This window comes from Mycobacterium sp. URHB0021, assembly GCF_054057895.1.
Map to the genome: position 1 here is coordinate 2,856,053 of NZ_JBSRZT010000002.1, position 19,821 is coordinate 2,875,873.

The 19,821-nt window shown below is 62.1% G+C and carries 14 protein-coding genes and 3 pseudogenes; 7 read left to right on the forward strand and 10 right to left on the reverse strand.

Annotation, left to right across the window (positions count from 1 at the left end):
• The first annotated feature begins 66 nt into the window (after nt 1-66).
• Nucleotides 67-1,080, forward strand: coding sequence for a methyltransferase (locus tag ACVWWN_RS16355; RefSeq protein WP_457144818.1), 1,014 nt, complete (start codon nt 67-69; stop codon nt 1,078-1,080).
• A gap of 386 nt (nt 1,081-1,466) precedes the next feature.
• Here ACVWWN_RS16355 and ACVWWN_RS16360 read toward each other — a convergent pair whose 3' ends face one another.
• Nucleotides 1,467-1,865, reverse strand: a complete 399-nt coding sequence (locus ACVWWN_RS16360; protein WP_457149154.1) for a hypothetical protein — start codon at nt 1,863-1,865, stop codon at nt 1,467-1,469.
• Nucleotides 1,866-1,936: 71 nt separating this feature from the next.
• The gene (locus ACVWWN_RS16365) at nt 1,937-2,140 is read right to left on the reverse strand and encodes a hypothetical protein (RefSeq protein ID WP_457144819.1); all 204 of its coding nucleotides are present in this window, start codon (nt 2,138-2,140) and stop codon (nt 1,937-1,939) included.
• Nucleotides 2,141-3,785: 1,645 nt separating this feature from the next.
• Here ACVWWN_RS16365 and ACVWWN_RS16370 point away from each other — a divergent pair.
• Nucleotides 3,786-4,610, forward strand: coding sequence for a GNAT family N-acetyltransferase (locus ACVWWN_RS16370; RefSeq protein ID WP_457144820.1), 825 nt, complete (start codon nt 3,786-3,788; stop codon nt 4,608-4,610).
• A gap of 154 nt (nt 4,611-4,764) precedes the next feature.
• On the opposite strand, the pseudogene ACVWWN_RS16375 reads toward ACVWWN_RS16370, so the two are convergent.
• Nucleotides 4,765-5,131 (reverse strand): annotated as a pseudogene (locus tag ACVWWN_RS16375) (transposase); the annotation flags it as partial.
• Between the two features lie 106 nt (nt 5,132-5,237).
• Between ACVWWN_RS16375 and ACVWWN_RS16380 the strand changes: the two are divergent.
• Nucleotides 5,238-6,227, forward strand: coding sequence for an IS481 family transposase (locus tag ACVWWN_RS16380; RefSeq protein WP_457144821.1), 990 nt, complete (start codon nt 5,238-5,240; stop codon nt 6,225-6,227).
• A gap of 282 nt (nt 6,228-6,509) precedes the next feature.
• A complete protein-coding gene (locus tag ACVWWN_RS16385; RefSeq protein WP_457149155.1) occupies nt 6,510-7,928 on the forward strand; it encodes an IS30 family transposase in 1,419 nt (472 codons plus the stop codon).
• A 34-nt stretch (nt 7,929-7,962) separates the two neighbouring features.
• On the opposite strand, the pseudogene ACVWWN_RS16390 reads toward ACVWWN_RS16385, so the two are convergent.
• Together ACVWWN_RS16390 and ACVWWN_RS16395 are read right to left on the reverse strand one after the other, a co-directional pair.
• A pseudogene (locus tag ACVWWN_RS16390) lies at nt 7,963-8,660 on the reverse strand (transposase); the annotation flags it as partial.
• Between the two features lie 77 nt (nt 8,661-8,737).
• Nucleotides 8,738-9,535 (reverse strand): SDR family oxidoreductase, encoded by a 798-nt coding sequence (locus ACVWWN_RS16395; protein WP_457144822.1) that lies wholly within the window; start codon nt 9,533-9,535, stop codon nt 8,738-8,740.
• Between the two features lie 871 nt (nt 9,536-10,406).
• Here ACVWWN_RS16395 and ACVWWN_RS16400 point away from each other — a divergent pair.
• Together ACVWWN_RS16400 and ACVWWN_RS16405 are read left to right on the forward strand one after the other, a co-directional pair.
• Complete coding sequence (locus ACVWWN_RS16400; RefSeq protein ID WP_457144823.1) at nt 10,407-10,616, forward strand: hypothetical protein; 210 nt, start codon at nt 10,407-10,409, stop codon at nt 10,614-10,616.
• 403 nt (nt 10,617-11,019) lie between these two features.
• On the forward strand, nt 11,020-11,766 hold the full coding sequence (locus ACVWWN_RS16405) for an SDR family oxidoreductase (RefSeq protein WP_457144824.1): 747 nt from the start codon (nt 11,020-11,022) through the stop codon (nt 11,764-11,766).
• A 13-nt stretch (nt 11,767-11,779) separates the two neighbouring features.
• On the opposite strand, the gene ACVWWN_RS16410 is transcribed toward ACVWWN_RS16405, so the two are convergent.
• On the reverse strand, nt 11,780-12,256 hold the full coding sequence (locus tag ACVWWN_RS16410) for a MarR family winged helix-turn-helix transcriptional regulator (protein ID WP_457144825.1): 477 nt from the start codon (nt 12,254-12,256) through the stop codon (nt 11,780-11,782).
• A gap of 441 nt (nt 12,257-12,697) precedes the next feature.
• Here ACVWWN_RS16410 and ACVWWN_RS16415 point away from each other — a divergent pair, with 441 nt between their 5' ends.
• Nucleotides 12,698-12,886, forward strand: coding sequence for a hypothetical protein (locus tag ACVWWN_RS16415; protein ID WP_457144826.1), 189 nt, complete (start codon nt 12,698-12,700; stop codon nt 12,884-12,886).
• Nucleotides 12,887-13,117: 231 nt separating this feature from the next.
• Here the strand turns inward: ACVWWN_RS16415 and ACVWWN_RS16420 are convergent, their stop codons facing one another.
• The 4 genes and pseudogenes from ACVWWN_RS16420 to ACVWWN_RS16435 form a co-directional block, all read right to left on the reverse strand.
• A complete protein-coding gene (locus ACVWWN_RS16420) occupies nt 13,118-14,071 on the reverse strand; it encodes an SDR family NAD(P)-dependent oxidoreductase (RefSeq protein ID WP_457144827.1) in 954 nt (317 codons plus the stop codon).
• Between the two features lie 445 nt (nt 14,072-14,516).
• Nucleotides 14,517-15,479 (reverse strand): annotated as a pseudogene (locus ACVWWN_RS16425) (LLM class flavin-dependent oxidoreductase); the annotation flags it as partial.
• Nucleotides 15,480-15,778: 299 nt separating this feature from the next.
• On the reverse strand, nt 15,779-17,218 hold the full coding sequence (pdxR, locus tag ACVWWN_RS16430; protein ID WP_457149156.1) for a MocR-like pyridoxine biosynthesis transcription factor PdxR: 1,440 nt from the start codon (nt 17,216-17,218) through the stop codon (nt 15,779-15,781).
• 300 nt (nt 17,219-17,518) lie between these two features.
• The gene (locus ACVWWN_RS16435; RefSeq protein WP_457144828.1) at nt 17,519-19,036 is read right to left on the reverse strand and encodes a GMC family oxidoreductase; all 1,518 of its coding nucleotides are present in this window, start codon (nt 19,034-19,036) and stop codon (nt 17,519-17,521) included.
• Between the last annotated feature and the right edge of the window lie 785 nt (nt 19,037-19,821).

A 19,821-nucleotide genomic window follows, 5' to 3' on the forward strand; every position in this document is an offset into this window, starting at 1 on the left:
GCGCTCGCTACGTGTCGGCCGAGACTGTCACCATTCCAGAAGACCTTAGAAGGGTTGTACCGCAATATGACTGCTGAGCCACAGAGCGCACCTGCTGCAGCGCAGATGCACCACCTACTGTCCGGTTTCGAGGTGTCCCAGGCCCTGTACGTCGTCGCAGAACTCGGCGTCGCCACCGCGCTGCTGAGCGGGCCGCGCCGTGTTGAGGACCTGGCGGCCAGCGTCGGCGCGAACACCGACGCGCTCGAGCGGCTTATCCGCTTTCTCGCACCACTTGGCGTGTTTCACACATCGGGCCACGACGTCGAGATCACCGTATTGGGCAGCACACTCGCTGACGGCCCAGCCGACTCGATGCGCGGCCTCGCGCGCTACCTCATGAAAACCCATTACGCACCGTTCAGCAGCCTGCTGCACACCGTGCGCACCGGCGAAGTCGCCGCCACCGAATACCTCGGCCAGCCATTCTTCGACTGGGTCGACGCCAACCCCGGCCTTGCCGAATTGCAGAACTCCGCTATGGCGGGCTTCACCACCGGCGGCCGCGGTGACCTTCTTGATCAGCTGCAGTTCCCGGACGGCGACACGATCGCCGACATCGGTGGCGCCGACGGCACCCTGCTGGCCGAGATCCTGCCCCGGCTCCCCGAGCGACGTGGCATCGTGTTCGACACACCCAGCGTCGTGACCGCGGCTACCGCGAAATTGGCTGCGGCAGGACTGGCCGACCGCGCGACCGCTATCGGAGGAGACTTCTTCGACAGCGTTCCCACCGCAGACGTTTACCTGCTATCGGCGGTCTTGCACGACTGGGACGACGCCTCGGTGATCCGGATCCTGAATGCGATCGGGCGCGCTGCAAAGCCGAGCGCGAATCTGCTCCTCCTCGAACTGGTAGTGCCGGAGGACGACATGTCACACACCGCGAAGTTCATCGACCTCACCATGATGGCGATGCTCGGCGGCCGCGAACGCACCGAGTCGCAATGGCGACGACTGCTCAGTGGGGGCGGCTTCACTCTGGATCGCATTACCTCTGGCTCAGGCATCTACTGCGCTATCGAGGCGACGCCAGCCTGATAGACGCCATCCGGTCGATGACGACCGACACCACGTAGGCCTGGTCCCCTCTACTCCCGACCTGGCTGGACGCCGGGCATGCCGGACGCCACCGTCGACTGACTGCGACGGACAGGCCTGCTGCGTACCCTCAGCCAGCCGCAGTGACCGCTTCCAGCGGTGGCGCGCGTTGCGTGTTGGAGCGTCATCAGCACCTCGACGCGCAGCCTCGGCGGCCTCCGTGGAGGGTGTCGCCAGCGCCGCTGACTTTGATCAGGTCGGCGAAGGAGCCCTGCTGCGCCCGGTGACACCGTCGCCCTCGAAGGTCGCCCTCGACCACGATGGGCCCGTTGGTGCAGTTCGGCCCCGCGTGTGTCGTTTCTAGGGACCTCCGATCCTGTTGAGAGTCAACCACCATCGCCGGCCGGCTTGCCTGTTGTGATGCGAAGGAACTCCTGAATCTGTCCGATGCCGGCGAACTGGATGTCGCTGCGGCGGGCGGTTTGCCATTGTTGTTGGGGCATCGAGAACCTCAACATGGTGTCGGGTCGGTCGCGCCGCTGCTCCTGAACAGGGTTGTCTTCGGTGTAGGGCAATGATCGTGCGACGCGCGACGATGCGGGGTTGTCGTGCCATGCGCGGGTGGTGGCTCGTTCGCCGTCCAGGCCAACGAAAAGCAGGTGCAGCGCGGCGTGGCGCATCTCCCGGCCATCTCCCAGGATCTGGAACCGGCGACCAAGCCATGACCCGGTACTCGCTGTACGGATGGTCGGGAATTGTTCGGCATCGAGCGAACACAGACCGATGAGGTGACCATCCCGATCACCTGCAGCCTGATTGGGATGCTGTGTTCGCTAGTTGTTTCGGCTCTGCTGCGTCAAAAGTAGCGCATAGTGTTGCGTTGCAACTGCGGGGATTCAACGTCGATCCACAGCTCCACGAAGGGCATGGTGTCGGGGTCGTGGATTCCTTGGGCAGCCAGGTCGGCGAGCTGTTCGCCGAGGTCATCGGTGACATAGCGCAGCGACAACCGAGGCGTCGACACAACGTGATCGAACACCGGCCAGATCGCAGCGGTCATGGAATCTATGGCATCGCACATGCCGCATAACTACAAACGTGTTTAGCAGACTGATGGGCGCGCACGGATGCTTGCAGCTAGGCAACGAGTTTTACTGACCAGCGGTGGCCCTGCGCCGATGCCAGTTTCTGAGGGTTGCCGGCCACCACACCGCGGTGTAGGCAGTAGCCGCGAACGCTTTCGCTTCGTCGAACGGCTGCCTGTGCTGCAGGCAGTAGTAGAGCTGACCGATCAGCCTGGTCAGTAGCGTCGTTAACTTGCGTGAACACGCTACTATTGACGTCCTCAACCTCGCGATAACATCACGAGCAGGCGACACAGTAAGGCCTCTCGCGCAGATGTCGGTTCGGAAATACTCACCGCAGGTGCTGCGGCATTGGAGTTGCCCAGGAATCCAAACTGAAAATGGCACATGCCCATTAAGTCTCAGACACGTAGCCTTGACTCGAAATCCAACTGCCGCAGGAGAACTTTCTTGAACGGGACCTAGCGATGAATCGTCTCACCCAACAGGTGGCCCTTGTAACCGGTGAAGGTTGGGTTGTTAATCCCGAGCTGCTGAATGCTTCGCCAAGGAGGCGGCCACGCTGACGGTAGGCAGCCGCAACAGTTGTGGCGTTCCGGCACCGATGGGTATTCACCTCGAGGAAGTGCCCGGGCTACCGAATCATGTGGTTGGTCGCAGTCGGCTGATCGCGTGGCCCTGACAACAAGAGGTACGAGTAATGACAACGGTAATGCACGGTGTTTGGGGTTCGAAGGGGGAGCCGCAGTACAGGGCAATTTTGCACCTAACCAGTACGGACCCGATCGTCGGAACGATCGACGTCGGTGAATGTACCGCGAACTGGATTGAAATTCAGAGGATTTCGCCGAAGCGTCGTCTGGTCCGTGCTCATGTCACCTCAGGGCCGTGCGAGGATAACACGTGGGATGTGACTATCGAGCCAGGCGGGCTTCACGGTGTCGATACCGAGTATTCGACCATTGGGGTCGACTTCAGCGACTCGGACGCTTCGCGCCTGGACGCGTAGCTCGACGATAACGAGTGTGATGCACCCTCGAGGTTCTGTGAGCCGCGCCGAACGAGCACTCAGCGGCCCGAGCAGGCAACGACCGAGAACGCTCCGATGAACGTCGACTCGCGGTTCTGCGCGCGTGGCGGGCAGCGCGGCTGCAGCGGTATTCAGCCTCGGCATCAGTCTTTTATCGGTGGTAACGTAGCTGCGATAGTGCTGATACGGCGATGTGCGGCAACCGTCTCCGTTCCGGTTGCCCGAGCGAGTCGGCAAGGAGCCTGCTGGTCGTCCCGCTTGTGACAGGCGGGATTGAGTCCGCTATTCGATATGGATAGGAATCTGTAGATGAAGGTGTTTTGGGGGGTGGGTGGTGCCGACGCCCCGATCTGTGGGCGGGTGCGCTGCAGGAAGAGCTCATCGAACTCGAGTACCGATCGTGAGTGACGGACTGCAGACGAAGTCGACCGAGTACGACTAGTTGTACTGCCGAGCGACATTGGGTCGATCTGGAGATGGGCGTGGTCCTTGCCCATCGCCGAGTATGGTCGACTCGCGGTGAATAAGTTGAATGTCCTGGTCGGCGCCGTCTTGGCAGCGCGCGGTGCCCTGAGTCTGGTTGGAGGATCATGTCGAACGAATTATTGACTGCGGCGGCAGAGCATGCCGAGGCGGAATTTATGTATCGGTTTGTGGCGATGGCGCCGCAGACGGTGAAGACGCGGCTCGGGATCGACGTCGACCGCATCGGTGGGGGCGTGGCGTTGTCGGTGCGAAACGATGTGACCGGCTACTTCAGCAAGGCACTCGGTTTCGGCTTCGCCGAACCGGTCACCGCCGATCTAATCGACCGGGTTTTTGCCTTCTATGACAAGTATGACAGCCCGGGCGCGACGCTGCAGATCGCTCCAGAGGTAGTACCCGCGGATTGGGATGACATCTGTGCCCGGCACGAACTACAGGCCACCGGTCCTTGGTGGAAGTTGGCGTGCGGGATTGGGGATGCCACCCCACGGCCGAGCGATCTGCGCGCCGGCCCGGTGAGCCCCGACCAGATCGACGAGTGGATAGGAGTCCTTCTCGACGGGTTTGGTATGCCACACAGCCTGGCCGACATGATGACTGGAGGTGTTGGGAGCGGGCTCCAGCCCTTCGCAGCCTGGCAGGGTGATCAGATGGTGGCAGCCGCCGATCTCTATGTCCATCGTGATGTCGCTTCGCTCAACGCCACCGCGACACTTCCGGCGCACCGCAATCGTGGCGCGCAGACGGCATTGATTTCCGCACGCATCAAGGCGGCCACCGAGGCGGGCTGCCGGTGGCTGGTCGCTGAAACCAGTGTCGCCGAGGAGGGCACGGGCAGCTCATCCCTGGATAACCTCAAACGCGCCGGCCTAAAGCCGCGTTACGTCAGGCAGAACTGGGTTTGGCGCAGCCCCGGCGGCCAACAATAATCTTGTCGGAACGCGACATGCCTAACCGAAAGCCGCGGGCGGCGGCCGGTGCTGGCGATGGAGAACAACATGATCGGTGAAGTGGAGATCTTGACGCTATCGTCCGGTAGCGCGGCGGGGGGTGTGCTGCACGAGTGGGTGACAGTTTCGGTCCCGCGGCCTGATTGGCCGGTGTGATCATGATTGCTTCGAATTCGACGGGGGTCAATCGGCCGAGACCGGCTTGTCGGCTGCGGCGGTGGTAGGTGCGTTCGATCCAGGTGACGATGGCGATGCGTAGTTGTTCGCGGGTGTCCCATCGGTGACGGTCCAAGACGTTGTTCTGCAGCAGGCTGAAGAAGCTCTCCATGGCCGCGTTGTCGCCGGCCGCCCCGACGCGGCCCATGGACCCGACCATGTCGTCGCGGCCCAGAGTGTGGACGAATTTTCGGCTGCGAAACTGACCCTCGGTCGCTGTGAAGCACGCAGCCTACGACATCACCGCGTCGAGCGACTGCACTGGCCAACGCCGTGGTGGCTAGCTGTACTGACCACGGACGTTGGTGACGGCGTGGCGGGGTGACAAGACGAAGACCTCCGAGTGAAGTGCGAGCTGCTTAGGAACGCACTCATTCACCGGAGGTCTTCGTGTCCCACCGTAATGCCCCATTGTCGGAAACTGGTCGGCTGCGTCTGGCTCGTTGTGTCGTGGAGGACGGCTGGCCGTTGCGCCGAGCTGCGGAACGGTTTCAGGTGTCCGCGACTACCGCGGCCCGCTGGGCGCGCCGCTACCGTGCCCAGGGCCGGGCCGGGATGGTTGATCGGTCATCGCGCCCACATCGCAGCCCCAACCAGACCCCGACACGCACCGAGCGACGAATCATCAAGGTGCGGGTTATCCGCCGGTGGGGACCTGCCCGCATCGGCTATCTGCTGGGACTGCATCCCTCGACGGTGCATCGGGTGCTGACCCGGTACCGGCTGGCCAAATTGCGTTGGCTGGACCGTCCGACCGGGCGGGTGATCCGACGCATGGAGGCCGCCCGCTGCGGGGACCTGGTCCACGTCGATGTGAAGAAACTCGGCAAGATTCCCGCCGGCGGGGGCTGGCGGATGCTGGGCCGCGCCGCCGGTAAACGCAACGCCTGGGCCGATAGGAGCTCCGGTAAGCGCAGCCGTAACGGCGACCCACTGCGCGGCTCCCACTACCTGCACACCGCCATCGACGCACACTCGCGGCTGGCCTACTCCGAACTGCTCGCAGATGAACGCAAAGAGACCGCCGCAGCATTCTGGCTGCGCGCGAACGCCTGGTTCACCGAGTGCGGCTTTACGGTCCGAACCATATTGACTGACAACGGATCCTGTTATCGTTCACATAAATTCCGCGACGCCTTGAGTGACATAAGGCACCGCCGTACCCGCCCCTATCGGCCGCAAACCAACGGCAAGGTCGAACGATTCCACCGGACCTTGGCCGACGAATGGGCCTACGCCCGGCTCTACCGCAGCGACGCCGACCGCTGCGACGAGTTCCCGCGATGGCTCCACACCTACAATCACCACCGCGGCCACACAGCACTCAAGGGTCAACCACCCGCCAGCCGCGTACCTAACCTCTCAGGTCAGTACAGCTAGCCGGGATTTCATCCGCGAGTCGATGCGGTAGCCCACGATGCGGTTGGAGTACACGTCCTTGATCGCGCACAGGTAGAGCTTGCCTTCGCCGGCTTGGGTTCCAGTAGTCGTTGCAACACTTCACGAAGGGTGGCGATGTTGTCGGGACCGAAGTACAGCAAGGAGCAGAAGGCGCAGTTCTTTGAGCTGCTCGACAGAGATGGCAGTGTAAGGGCGGCCGCTGATGCGGCAGGGGTGAACGTCCATGCGGCATATAGCTGGGTCCGACAGGCCGGGCTGGTGATGCAGCGGCGTGCACCACGCAGGTACACCGAACAGGAGAAGGCCGAGTTTCTACGGCTGGTAGCGGAGCGGCTAAACATCTCGACCGCTGCTCGCGACACGGGGATTCATCGCCCCACGGCGTACGCCTGGGCGCGTAAGGCCGGGATCTTCACCAGTGAGGCCCGCAAGGTCAATCCGCGCCGGGAGGAGTTTCTGCGGCTTCGCTCCGAGGGGCTCACGCGGCGCGAAGCCGCCAGGAAGGTCGGTGCCGAAAACCGTTCGGCTACCGACTGGGACAAAGGCATCACGATCATCCATCGTGGCCGGGTCTACCCGGATGGTCGCATTGTGCGCTACCCGGAGCCGACAATCACAACCATGAAGCCTGCACGTCCCAAGCGCCACATCGGCGGCACCGTCGACTTGAACCGGGTTGAAAAGGTTATTGATCCGCGTTACTTGAGCCTGCTCGAGCGCGAGCACCTCAAGGACCTACACTCGACGGGTATCTCGATCCGCAAGATCGCGGCCGCGATGCAGCGGGCGCCGTCGACGATCAGCCGAGAATTGAAGCGCAACACCGTGTCCAAGTCCGGGTACCTTCCACACACCGCGCATCGGTTGTCCGCGCAGCGCCGGATTCGCGAGCGCCCGCTGAAAGTGCTTGCCAGCACTGAGCTGCTGGCCTACGTCAAGGCCAAACTGAAGAAGAAGTGGTCGCCGGAGCAGATCAGCAATCGGCTGTCCAGAGACTTCCCTGACCGGCCGGAGATGCAGGTGCGCACCGAGACGATCTATCAGGCGATCTACGTGCATGCCCGCGCTGAGCTCAAGCGCGAGTTGGTTAGCGGGTTGCGTCGCGGTCGCGGAGTCCGTAAGCCGCAGAGAAGATCCGATGCGCGTCGGCCCCGGTTCGTCGACCCGATGAAACCAATCAGTGAGCGACCGGCCGAGGTTGGCGATCGCGCCATCCCGGGCCATTGGGAGGGCGACCTCATCATCGGCGCCAACCAAGGATCAGCGATCGCCACTTTGGTTGAACGGTCCAGCCGCTTTGTGATGCTCGGGCTGGTTGGGCGCGACCGCAGCGCCGAGATTGTTCGTGACACCCTCATCACGACCGTTTCCCGGCTGCCCGAAACGCTGCGCGGCACGCTGACCTGGGACCAAGGCGCCGAGATGTCAGAGCATCGCGCATTCACCGTCGCGACCAACATGGATGTCTATTTCTGTGAGCCGGCGTCTCCCTGGCAACGCGGCAGCAACGAGAACACGAACGGGTTGCTGCGCCAGTACTTCCCGAAGGGACTTGACCTGTCGCATCAGTCCGTCGAGCATCTTGAGGCGGTCGCCGACGAACTCAACACCAGGCCACGAAAGTCACTCGATTGGCAGACCCCAACGGAACGTCTTGCTGCTTTAATGAACGCGTCATAATGCCGACCGTTGCAACGACTGCTGGAATTCAAGCGGTGCGGTGTTCGGTGATATCGGACAGCCACAATCGATTTGGCGCATCGGCAGTGAAGTCGCGGCCGACCAGATCGTCGTGCACAGGTGGGCCGACCTTCCCCGTTTTTGCCCCGTTTGCGCTTCCTGAACGCACTCCACCAGCCGTTGTCCGAACAGGAGCGGTGCGCTCGGCCATCGGCTGCCCGGCATCGTCGGCCTCGGCGACCAGGAACCGGTAGCCGAACTCCGGGTCGTCGCGGTGGGCATCGAACAAGGCGTTGGCCAGTAGGCCTGCACCAGCTCGGCGTCGGTAACGGGGTTGGCCAGCCAGCGGTAGTAGGGCTGGCAGGGCGAGCGTGAGGACCCGGCACGTCACCGCCACCGGGATGCCGTCGGCGGCGAGCTCTTTCACGAGCGGGTAAAGCCTTTTCCCGGCAGGTTGGACTGCGACAGATACGCCGCCGCTCGACGCAGGACCGCATTTTCCTGCTCCAGCAGCCGGTTTCGGCGACGTAGCTCGCGTAGCTCGGCTGACTCACCGGTCGTGGTGCCCGGTCTGGCCCCGTCGTCGATGTCGGCTTGACGCATCCACTTGGTCAGCGTCATCGGGTGGACACCGAAATCCGACGCGATCTGCTCGATTGTCACACCGTCGTCCCGGTTGCGAGCGACCCGGACAACGTCGTCACGGAACTCTTTCGGATAGGCCCTTGCCATGGTGACATCCTTCCAGCCCACCCACCGTGGGCAAGCGATCTCGGTTGTCACCTATTCGTGCGGCAGACCCCGGCGACTCAGGACCAACTGTATTCTTCCCACTGCGCAAGCTCGTTGAGTTGATGCTGCAGCGCCTGACGGACCGCCTGCACTGCATCCTGGCCAACAGCGAGATGTTGTGGTGGCGCGGGGTGCGCGACCACGTTGAGTACTGCCTCGACCACAATGTTTGGGTCATCCCATGCTTTCTTGGTGACATCGGAGAGGGTGGCCCCGACAGTGCTGGCGTAGATGTCGTCGGGTGCCACGACGTGCGTGGCTTGTAGAAACTCCGTCGCAAAATATCCTGGATGAATGCTTGTCACATGCACACCCGCGGGTGCGAGCTCGAGAGCCAACGCTTCTGAGATCAGCTGCAGTGCACTCTTACTGGCCGAGTAGAGACCACTTCCGGGCACAGCGAGACGACTAAAGAACGATGAGATTTGTATTACGCGTCCCGCCGAAGCGCGCAGTGCGGGAAGCGTTGCTCGCAGAACGGTGAGTGCCGCGAAGAGGTTCACCTCGAATTGCGCTTTAGCAGCGGCATCGTCCGTCTGCTCGATGGCGCCGAATGCGCCATAGCCAGCGTTGTTAACCACGATGTCTAGGCTCCCTGCATCGCGGACGGCGGCCTCGAGGATGGCCTGCGCTGAGCGACTCGTGAGGTCTAACGGCAGCGCTGTGATATGGCCGGGGTGAGTCGAGACCAGGTCGCGCAGTCTGTCCTGGCGACGGGCCACGGCGATGACATGATCGCCGTTAGATCCGACACGCTCTGCTAGTAGTCTGCCAAACCCCGACGATGCTCCGGTAATTAGCCATCTTTGTGGCATAACTGATCTCTCCTTTTGCTTCGGTCTATTCAGCCATTCGGTGGCCCAGTTCAGACCGGGTGCTGTAGGTGGTCCCGTAGGTAGTTGGTTGTTGGCCGGCTGACAGCACACGGGTGCAGGACGGCCACCAGTGACATCACCAACTCGACACCTGACATTGCGACTACGGCTCACTGCCAAACCAACAGCATTTTAGCATCGCTATGCGTACTACATAGCCATGATTACACGTTTATGTCCTTGATATGAACCACATTGATCACCGCTGCAAGAGATCACACGCTTGGTGGAAACGGACGCCGCGATGATGGATCTTCCGCGCTGATCTATCGGTGTCAATCCTGTCCAGCCTGCGCCTGTCGGCATTGGTAGCTGATTTGCGGTTTGATCATATTGACCCCGAACTGGTGGGTATCGGCGCCCCGGCGCGGGGCTGCAAAGGCAGGATCGCGGCCGCGGTGAACCCCTCTGGTCTGGTATTCAGGGTTAAACCCCATGTCCGCATGCCCTGCGGGCAACCCCTGGCGATGGTTCACAGGCTTCGGCAACTGATCGCGCCGACTACACGTCCGCTGCAAGTGATCGCACCGATCAACCGTAATGCGTTGTGCCACAATACTGGTCGGGGGCACGTGTTCGGCAGGCCGGAGCCCTTTTAAGTTGTGGTGTCATTGGCCGGAGTTGCCCCGGAAAACGATAAACTTCGCTGCTGTTCGACAATTGCGAGCACCGGCTCGACGCGCGCGGCGCACTTCTCGGAGCGCTGCTCAATGCCTGTCCGCTCTAAGGATTCTCGCCACTGGTCACGAGCAAATCAGCGTGGTCGGCGAGCTGGGTCAGGAGGCGCAATACGATACCGCTCCTTCGGACCATGCGCCCATACACCATAGAGAAGTTCGGCGAGTTCGGTGACGAAGACGCTGTACGTGACTCCTATTCCGACAAGGCAGTCGATCACGTGGCGATGTACCGGGCGGGCCTGTGTGGCGATCGCGTGGCTGACGTCGAGCTCGCCGTAGCCGGCGCCCCGTCCCAGGCGTGGCATCGCGTGGGGGCGCGGTGGCCGACCAAAGCCTCCTGAAGGCGAGGCGTGAACGGACGCCCCGCCAGCCTAGATCGAGCACCGGAAGCCTTGTCGATCGCGCAGAAACTCGACAGCCCGGCGATGATCCGCCACCGCGTTCCATGTATGCGCCGCGCTCGTCGGGTATGAGCTCTCGGCGGAGACATTGCCTATGCACTTTGACGACGCGGAGGACTGCAAGTTCCATTGGTGTGGACTAGAGTTTTCTGGTCCGGACGAGAACCCCGGGGTGGGTTGCGGCATGTCGAAAGTCGACTACTAATCGGGGATTCTCACCGGCCCCGCCGTCCTACGTAACGCATGCAATCTTGGTGACGGGAATAACGTGACACGTCACGCGCTTGTGTCAGTTGAGTGGCGGGTAACGGGATCCGCCTCCGGAGTCGGACGGAAGATGATCATGGGTCAACTGACAGGAAAGATTGCCCTCGTTACGGGCGGCAGCTCAGGTATCGGCCTCGCGGCCGCACAACGCTTCGCTGACGAAGGCGCATACGTGTTCGTGGCGGGGCGCGACCAGGAAAAAATCGATAAGGCGGTCGCCTCGATCGGAGACGCGTCGACGGGAATCCGTTGTGATGTCTCCGATGACGACGACCTGCAGAACGCGCACAGCGCCATTGCCGCCCACGGGCGCGGCCTCGACGTCCTGTTCGTCAATGCGGGCGGTGGCGCGTTCGCGCCGCTGGCAGAGGTGACGCGAGAGGATTTCCTGACGACCTTCCGGATCAATGCCGGCGGTTCGATCTTCACGGTGCAGAAGATGCTGCCGTTGCTTAGCGAGGGTGCGTCGGTCATTCTCACGGGTTCATCGGCGGCGTCGGAAGGCACGCCCGCCTTCGGCGTGTACGCCGCGTCGAAAGCAGCGATACGGTCACTGGGGCGCACCTGGGCGGCCGAACTCATGGACCGTGGGATCCGGGTGAATACGTTGGTGCCGGGTACGACCGATACACCCGGCCTACGGAATCTGGCGCCTGCCGGTCAGGAGCAGGCACTGGTAGAGGGCCAAGCGGCGAAGGTGCCGATGGGCCGTGCTGCGGCTGCCGACGAGATTGCGGCCGCGGCACTGTTTCTCGCGTCGGATCAGAGCAGCTACATGACGGGCGCGGAGATGTTCGTCGACGGTGGCCTTGTCCAGCTCTAGCCGCAGGCCCGATTCATTCGAGTGGGCCCGGTAGCGTGCCCTCGCGCAGGATCGTCTCGTAGACCGACGTCAGGATATCGGCGAGCTCGCGCTCCTGGACGGTACTGAGACCGGAAAAGAACAGCTGCCGCACCCACGCGACGTGGCGTGGGGCGGCGGCTTTGATAGCCTTCCTGCCCGCGGGGGTGAGCACCGCGTCGGTCGCTCGTCCATCGGTGTCTGATTGCAGGCGGTCAACCAAGCCGCGCTTGGTCATTCGCAGCAGATGGTGTGACAGCCTGCTGCGCTCCCAGCCGATCAGGGTCGCCAGGGTGGTCAATTGCATCCGGTGTCCCGTGGAATTCGAGAGCGCGTTCAGCACGCTGTAGTCGCCGAGCGACATGTCGAACTCGGTCTGTAGGTGGCGGTTCATCTCGTATTCGAGCCGGTGATACACCCGCATATACGTCAGCCAGGTGCGCTGCTGAGACGGGGTCAGCCAATCGGTCACACCGGTCCTTTCGTGAAAACGGGCGGTCCGACTAGCAGCACGTATACGCCCCGCGGTCACCCGCTCCCCTCGTGCGGCGGCCCACGATCCAAGCCGAGTGAGCCAATGCCTGATGTGAGCACTCCCAGGATCTGACCTGGAGGCTATGAGCAGCGCAAATGTGACTGTCGTAGTTGGTCCAGGTCAAGTAGAAGGTGCAGCGGTGGGCAATCAGTCCATAGCCCCCCGCTCACCGATCCGTGATCGGAGCAGACTCCAGGAGCGGCATGTCAGTCGTTCCGATGGCCTCCTAGCAGGTGATAGTTCACGCATTCTAACGCAGCAGGCGAATGACAGGTCATCCCTGCAATCGTTACCGCGTGCACACCGCACTCGGGGCCAACCACGCACCACCCGCGTGCCTAAACCTCTCAGGTCAAAATACCTAGACGTGCGGCCAGCATGACGTCTCGGACAGCGATACGTGTACCTGTGGTCGACGGTATCCACCTCCTCGAGGTCCGCCTCGAACAGGAGAAGCTGCGCCTGTTGGTCGATCTGTTGCGTGATTGCCTCCGCGGAATGCCCGCCGCGGTGCTGCTGTCGGTGCACTCTGGTTCTGGAAGGCTGTTCACGACGCCTTTTCCGTGACTCGCAAGCAAGGGTGCTGGTCTTCACAAGAGCCAATGTCATTGCGCACTTCTGAAATCGGCACAGCCAGCGGCGTTGGCGGTGATCTAGGACTCACAGCCGGGGCCAAGATCGTCGACGATCTCGACGTGCTCTTCGAGTTTTGCAATTATCCCGCCGAGCGTTGGCTCCACTTGCGCACGACCAGCCCAATCGGGCCGACTTTTGCGACTGCCAGGTCGCGGTCCATGGTCACCAAAGGAGCGGAAATCCAGATGTCGGAAAGGCGGTCGCCGTGGCGGACTCGCTCATCGTCCACAACTGGTTGGCAGTGTCTTTATCGAGCATCCGTGGTGTGGGACGTTCCAGAACCGGACGTCCTTTCAGACGCAGGACGCGCGGCCCCCAGAGTTGTCCGCCGTCAGCGTGAGGATCTAGCAGGGCACGAATGGCCGGCCATGCAGCGGTGTCCTTGCCTTGCAGGACCGGAGAACGTGGTATGGCACGAATGATGTCCACCGACCGGCGGATGTGGATGGGCGGGCGGGAAGGCGTCAGCCCATCCAAGGCACCACCGGGATGAGCAACCAGACTCCTGACGGTCGAACTTGAATATCGTAGACGCCGGTCGAGCTCGAAGGCGAACATCGTTTGCGCAAGCTTTGACCGTTTGTAGACATCAAAGCCTCGGTAGGGAGCCTCCTCGGCTTCTATGTCAGCGAGGTCCAGGGTCGCGGCGCGGGCCGCAATGCTGCCCACGGTGACTAGTCGTGCACCGCGATTAAGTGTCGGAAACAGCAACGCAGCGAGTAGGAAATGCCCGAGATGGTTGGTGCCATATACGAGTTCATGCCCGTCCGCAGTCGTTTGGCGCCTCTCCTGCGTCAAGACGCCAGCATTGAACACCGCCCCGTCGACGCCGGCCGCCAGATCCGCAAGTCCGTCAACCGCGCTATTGATAGATGCAAAGTCAGCCAGATCGATTGTCAACGTGGATATGCGGGCGTGTGGCACCCGTTGGCGGATGCTCGCTGTGGCCATCTGCAGCTTGGTCTTTGTCCGGCCCGACAGCACGACATGGGCTTTTGTGGTGGCCAAGTGCTCAGCAACGAAGTAGCCGATGCCCGAGCTGGCGCCGGTGACGATAAAGCATCGGCCCTCGCATGCGGGCAGGCGCCGGACATCCCAGTCATTTTTACAGGGCATGACTCTCCTGGTATTGATTTGGCGTCGACTAAATACCGTCAGCGGGGGGCGAAGTCGAGGATGAAACGGGTTCGTAGCCGGCTCCGTTCAATTTCGGCATGAGCACGGGCGGCCTCGTTGAGGGAATTACTGCTCCCACCCCGGGGCCAGCCAAGGCGGATTGATGCCAGACACTGAATGTTGCCCTCCGAACGTTCCTGTGTTCCACCAGGCGTCCATCGTCTTCCCGGAATCCATCTCACCCCGCACGTAGGTTTCACCGAAGAAGTCACGTGCCACATCCTGCCCATTGAAAAGTCCTGGGATGTATTGCGTCCACTAGGCACGACGCTATTGATTCGGCTCATGGCTTGTTCGCACCCACACCTATCGAGCCTCCTGCAGTGCTGGGATGAACCTGTTGTGGGTGTAAGCGATGGGCGCGCTTCTCGTAGGGCGGGGGGGTTGTTAAAGGGGCTACTGCTTCGGCGATCTCGTCGTAGGCATCCATACGTTCCTCACCGCGCGGCAAGAGATAATCGGGGAAGATCACTTCGTCCACACCCTCGTCTCGCCACCGCGCTACTTGGTCGGCGATCTGGGGCGCGGTTCCGTAGATCACCGGGAATGGCAGCTGGTCGGCCATCGCCTGGGCACGCACCTTGGATTCTGCGGAATTCGTGACCATGGTCAACGCCTGTGTTGAGCGCCAGATGGTGGCGGGGTCGCGGCCCTCGCGCTCGCAGGCGGCGTCGAGTACTTGGGAGGTCGCCTTGAATCCGCCTGGGGTCGACCACTGATTCCATTGACTGCCATATCGCGCAGTTAGTCCCAGCATGCGTGGCTGGGCCGCACCGATCAGGATGGGAAGTGGAGACTGCACGGGCTTGGGCTCGCACTCGGCTTCTGCGAGCTGGTAGTACTGCCCTGCATAGGTCGTCGTCGGTTTGGTCAGGAGGTTCTCGATCACGGCGAGTCCTTCGGCGAAGCGGTCGACGCGCTCACGTGGTTGGCCTAAGGCCAGGCCATATTGTTGGTGCTCATTGGGCTGCCAGCCGGTGCCTAGCCCCAAAGTCAGACGTCCGTCGCTGATCCGGTCGACGGTGACTGCCCAGTTCGCCAGGACGGCGGGGTGTCGATGGGTCATTGAGAGCACGAGGGTGGCCAGCCGGATTCGCTTCGTCATCGCAGCCAACGCCGCTAGAACACTCGTGGCCTCCAAAACCTCTTGTGCTCCACCAGTTTCCGACATGAAGTGATCGGCCACATATACGCAGTGCCAGAAGCCATAGTCGGCTTCAGCGGCAAGGGATGAGATTTCAGCCCACGACTGCGGTGCTACCGGCCAGACAGAGAAGTGCATAGCAGAAAACCCTCCGAAATTATCGTTGGCATGTTCTGCACGTATCAACGCTAACGGATCGATCATCGATCTCACATTGCCAAAGACCCTCGGATACTTCATTTAGGATTCGGTTGTGTGGCACCGCTGGCTTCTGATCAGTCTCCGCAGCAACATGTTGCAGATTGAGACAGGTTAACTTTTCGTACGGCGCATGAGCCGCTTTTCGTGAGCGCTATCTGGCGCTGACATAGGGATCTCCTCTGGCAATCAGATCGCGATTCATGGCGTACCACGCTGCGCGGGGTGAGGGGGTTATCACCGATTCAAATGAGACTTATCTTTGAGGACCTAAGCATGTCAAGGATCGGCCTCGGGTCGGTTCACTACTTTTTAGGCAACACCGCGCACAGTGTCGCCAGCGCACTGGGCCACCCGCTGTCGGAGGATCCCGCATAGCCCACGACCAACGCATCGCGTTCGGGAAAGACCCAACCGGGACCGGCCGCCTCGCAGCCGAACTGTGAGAGGCCGCTGATTGCCAAACCCTTTCCCACCGCGTCCTGCACCACTGAAATCTCCGTCCCCGCAGGAAGATCCAATACCACCTGCAGCCCTGCGGCCACGCCTGTGATGCAAACCGCGCGGGAGTGTTTGGCCACCGCGGCAACCAGCTCATCGCGACGGCGCCGGTAGCGCGACCGCATCGAGCGCACATGCCGGTCGTAGGCACCCGATGCGATGAATTCGGCCAATGTCAACTGTTCAATTGCGCTCGACCAGTCGACATTGCCCTTGGCTGCAACGATCTCGGAGACGAACTCTTCAGGCACCACCATCCAGGCGAGCCGCAGCCCGGGCGCAAGTGACTTGCTCGCCGATCCGAAGTACACGACTCGCTCCGGATCGAGCCCCTGAAGTGCCCCGACCGGCTGGCGGTCATATCTGAACTCGCCGTCATAATCGTCCTCGAGGATAACGCCCCCAGTGGTGCGCGCCCAGTCCACGACAGCGGCGCGCCGATCGGGATGTAACGAAACGCCGGTCGGGTACTGATGTGCCGGGGTCAGCAGCACTGCGGCCACCCCGTCCAGTGCCCTCAGCGCATCGGTGCGAGCACCGCATTCATCGACATACAGTGCCGGGATCTGCAAGCCGGCCTTCACGAGCAGCTCACGATAGGCCTTGAAGCCATAGGCTTCCACGGCCACACCCCTTGCCTTACGCGCCTTGAGCACTTGGGCCATCAAAGTGAGCCCATGATGGAAGCCCGAGCAGATCACGAGGCATTCCGGGTCGGCATACACGCCGCGCGATCGAGCCAGGTAATCAGCCAGGACCGTCCGCAACTCCACACGGCCACGTGGATCACCATAAGAAAGTGCATCATGCGACACGACCGTCAAAGCGCGCCGTGCAGCAACAAGCCATTGCGCACGCGGAAACTCTGCAAGATTCGGCGCTCCAGGCATCAGCCCCGATGCGGAGTTGGTCGGCGGCAACGCTATCCGAGGCGGCGTGCGCGGTGCACTGCGTGGAAGCGCACGCTGGGCCACCCGGGTACCAGAGCCCTGCTGCGCAACAAGCCACCCCTCGGCGATCAGCTCCGTGTAACACTCAGCGACGGTGTTCCGCGCAATACCCAGATCAGCCGCCAACGCCCGCGACGACGGTAGCCTCGCCCCAGGCGCCAAACGACCCGACCGAACAGCCTCACGCAGAGCATCCATCAAACCAACACGCAACCCCGAGCCGCGCAAATCCAAATGCAGATCGACGCCCGCCACCAGCGACACGTCCCTATCCGAGCTGGCCCAAGAATTCACCATAAGAATGGACCATGTAGCCCGGGCGCCACATCACCTAGTCTGACCACTAAGACCCGAGGGGTACAACGAAACCCACTTCCGTCGTCGTGGGCGGGCGCGGGGGGTTCACGGTACGTCGTCGGTGGGTCCGAGCGGGGCCGTACCGGATGATGGGAGCGCGTTTGGGCGCCGGCTGAGCCGCGAAGAATGTGCGGTGCCAATGCCCAACTGGCTGGTGCTGGGCGAAGTCCGTGCCGGGTGGTCGCCGGCCATTTCGGCGCGGAATCGTAGTTCGACGAGGACATTTGGCTTGCCATGTCAGCCACCGCTGATCAGTTCAGCGGCGCGTTCGGCGATCGCGTAGACGGTGGCGTTGGTGTTGCTCGACGGGATCGACGGCATCACAGAGCCATCAGCCACGCGAAGACCGTCGATGCCGTATACCCGTAATTCACTGTCCACGACCGACATCTCGGTAGAACCCATTGCGCATGTTCCCACCAGGTGAAAATAAGTCCGATAGTTTTTTTCCACATACGCGCGCAGCGCTGCGTCGTCATCGACATCCTCGCCAGGAGCCACCTCCTCGCCTCGCCAGCCGTCCAGCGCGCTGGCGCTCCCGATCTCGCGGATCAGCCGCAATCCGGTGAGCACCGTGTGCATGTCGCGGTCATCACCGAAATAATTCGGATCGATCAACGGGCGGGCATCGACGACGGGACCCGACAGCCGGACGGTGCCGCGGCTGAAGGGTTGCATCACGGCCGCGTACATCCCGTAACCGGTATCGGCGCCGCTCAACCCGGGCAGGATGCCGATACCCGATTCGGTGATGAGGATCTGCAGGTCGGGGGTGCCATCGGCGAGGTCGGTCTGGATCAGGCCAATCACCTCACCGTGGTTGGACGTGGCGGCCGGGATCGGGGTCGATGAACGGTAGGCGACCGGCACCAGCAGGTGGTCGTGCAGGTTCGCCCCGACGCCGGGAAGGTCGTGGATGACCTCGATCCCGACCTCGCGCAGGTGAGCACTTGGACCGATCCCGGAGAGCATCAGCAGCTGCGGTGATCCGATCGCCCCCGCGGCAAGGACGACCTGTGCGGCCTCGACGTACGTCGGCATGCCACTTTGGGCGATGTAGCTGACCCCGGTACAGCGGCCCTCAGCGATGCGCAGTCGATCCACGGTGACATTGGGCACGAAGTCAAGGTTCGCGCGCCCCAAAACAGGACTCAAGTAAGCATCAGCCGCGCTCTGGCGTTGTCCAGCAACGATGTTGGTATCGACGGGGCCAAACCCCAACTCTAACCCGCCACTGATGTCGGAGGCCTTGGCGAATCCTGCCTCGATGGCAGCGGACAGGCAAGCGGCAATCACAACATGGAGCGGCGTCGTTGGTGCGACCTGCAGAGGCCCACCGGTGCCCCGCAGCGCGGGATCCTTGCCTGCGGCACTCTCACTTCGCTTGAAGTATGGCAGCAGGTCGTCGAAGCCCCAGCCGACAGCACCGGACTCCCGCCAACGGGCGTAACTCATATGATGCCCGCGCGTATGGAGCATGCCGTTGATGGCCGAGGACCCACCAATACCTCGGCCCCGCGCCAGCTGAGTAGATGCGCCAGTCGCCACCTGCACGGTGGACACATCTGCCCAACTCGCGTCCGCGATATGCGCGACCCAGGTATGCGGAGTCGCGCTGTGAGGGGGCGGCGTGCCGCTTCCGGCCTCGAGCAACAGCACTCGAGCCGCTGGGTCCTCCGACAGCCGCGCTGCGATCACACATCCAGCGGTGCCGGCTCCCACCACGACGACGTCATACGGTCCGCTAGGTCGCATGTGAGTATTCCCCTCTCGGACAGCGAGTTTTGTACACGTCCAGCCAGTTTTTCTACACGTTCTGACTACTATTAGCGATAACGCAAACGGCGTAACAGCGCTATGCATCTCGAAGTGTGATTTGGTACACGTGCCCGAATTACTCAGCTCGTGTGTTGCTCGCAGCGCGCCTTCAGGCAGAACGCGGCGCTAATGCTGGGCGTGGGATTGCCCCGTAACGCCGCTAACGTCTCGTGGATCGATACGCGTAGGGAAATGTTGCGACTGCGTAAGCGCAGCTCCAGGACGACTCCGAGATCGCGACTTCTCCACTTGTATTGGTTAGCAACGCCGTTGACGTTGGTGCGCCCCTGCAGTACTGGCTGTTTGGCGATAGGAACCGACAGCTGCCCGTCGTCGACTTGGCGTTCCAGCGCTATCTGACGTGCAAGGCGTTAGCCGACAGCCGGTCGCGGACCTCTAGTCGGCATGGGATGCATAGTCCCGTTTCGTCGAAGAATCAGGCGGTAGATCGCATAACCGACGGGCAGGCATTGACTTCGATCCCGTGGGCGTCGAAGAAGCGCGTCTGTTATCCCTACGACCGATTCGTTGCGCGGCAGTCGGCAGACCGAGTAGTACGCCGGCCGAGTTAGCTGAAATCAGCGTAAAGCCACGCCGCCGGTCGGGGTCGGGCACCTCAATAGTCAAGCCGCGGGTCGGCACTCAACCGAACCACATGCCCCGATCTGCCATGAGTCGGAGTTGCGCGTCGGTCGGCTGCAGAATGCCACCGGCCCGACTCC

Coding starts and splice junctions, on each gene's coding strand:
- ACVWWN_RS16355 (WP_457144818.1), top strand. CDS start 67: ATGACTGCTGAGCCACAGAGCGCACCTGCTGCAGCGCAGATGCACCAC.
- ACVWWN_RS16365 (WP_457144819.1), bottom strand. CDS start 2,140: ATGACCGCTGCGATCTGGCCGGTGTTCGATCACGTTGTGTCGACGCCT.
- ACVWWN_RS16370 (WP_457144820.1), top strand. CDS start 3,786: ATGTCGAACGAATTATTGACTGCGGCGGCAGAGCATGCCGAGGCGGAA.
- ACVWWN_RS16385 (WP_457149155.1), top strand. CDS start 6,510: ATGCAGCGGCGTGCACCACGCAGGTACACCGAACAGGAGAAGGCCGAG.
- ACVWWN_RS16395 (WP_457144822.1), bottom strand. CDS start 9,535: ATGCCACAAAGATGGCTAATTACCGGAGCATCGTCGGGGTTTGGCAGA.
- ACVWWN_RS16400 (WP_457144823.1), top strand. CDS start 10,407: ATGCGCCCATACACCATAGAGAAGTTCGGCGAGTTCGGTGACGAAGAC.
- ACVWWN_RS16405 (WP_457144824.1), top strand. CDS start 11,020: ATGGGTCAACTGACAGGAAAGATTGCCCTCGTTACGGGCGGCAGCTCA.
- ACVWWN_RS16415 (WP_457144826.1), top strand. CDS start 12,698: ATGACGTCTCGGACAGCGATACGTGTACCTGTGGTCGACGGTATCCAC.
- ACVWWN_RS16420 (WP_457144827.1), bottom strand. CDS start 14,071: ATGCCCTGTAAAAATGACTGGGATGTCCGGCGCCTGCCCGCATGCGAG.
- ACVWWN_RS16435 (WP_457144828.1), bottom strand. CDS start 19,036: ATGCGACCTAGCGGACCGTATGACGTCGTCGTGGTGGGAGCCGGCACC.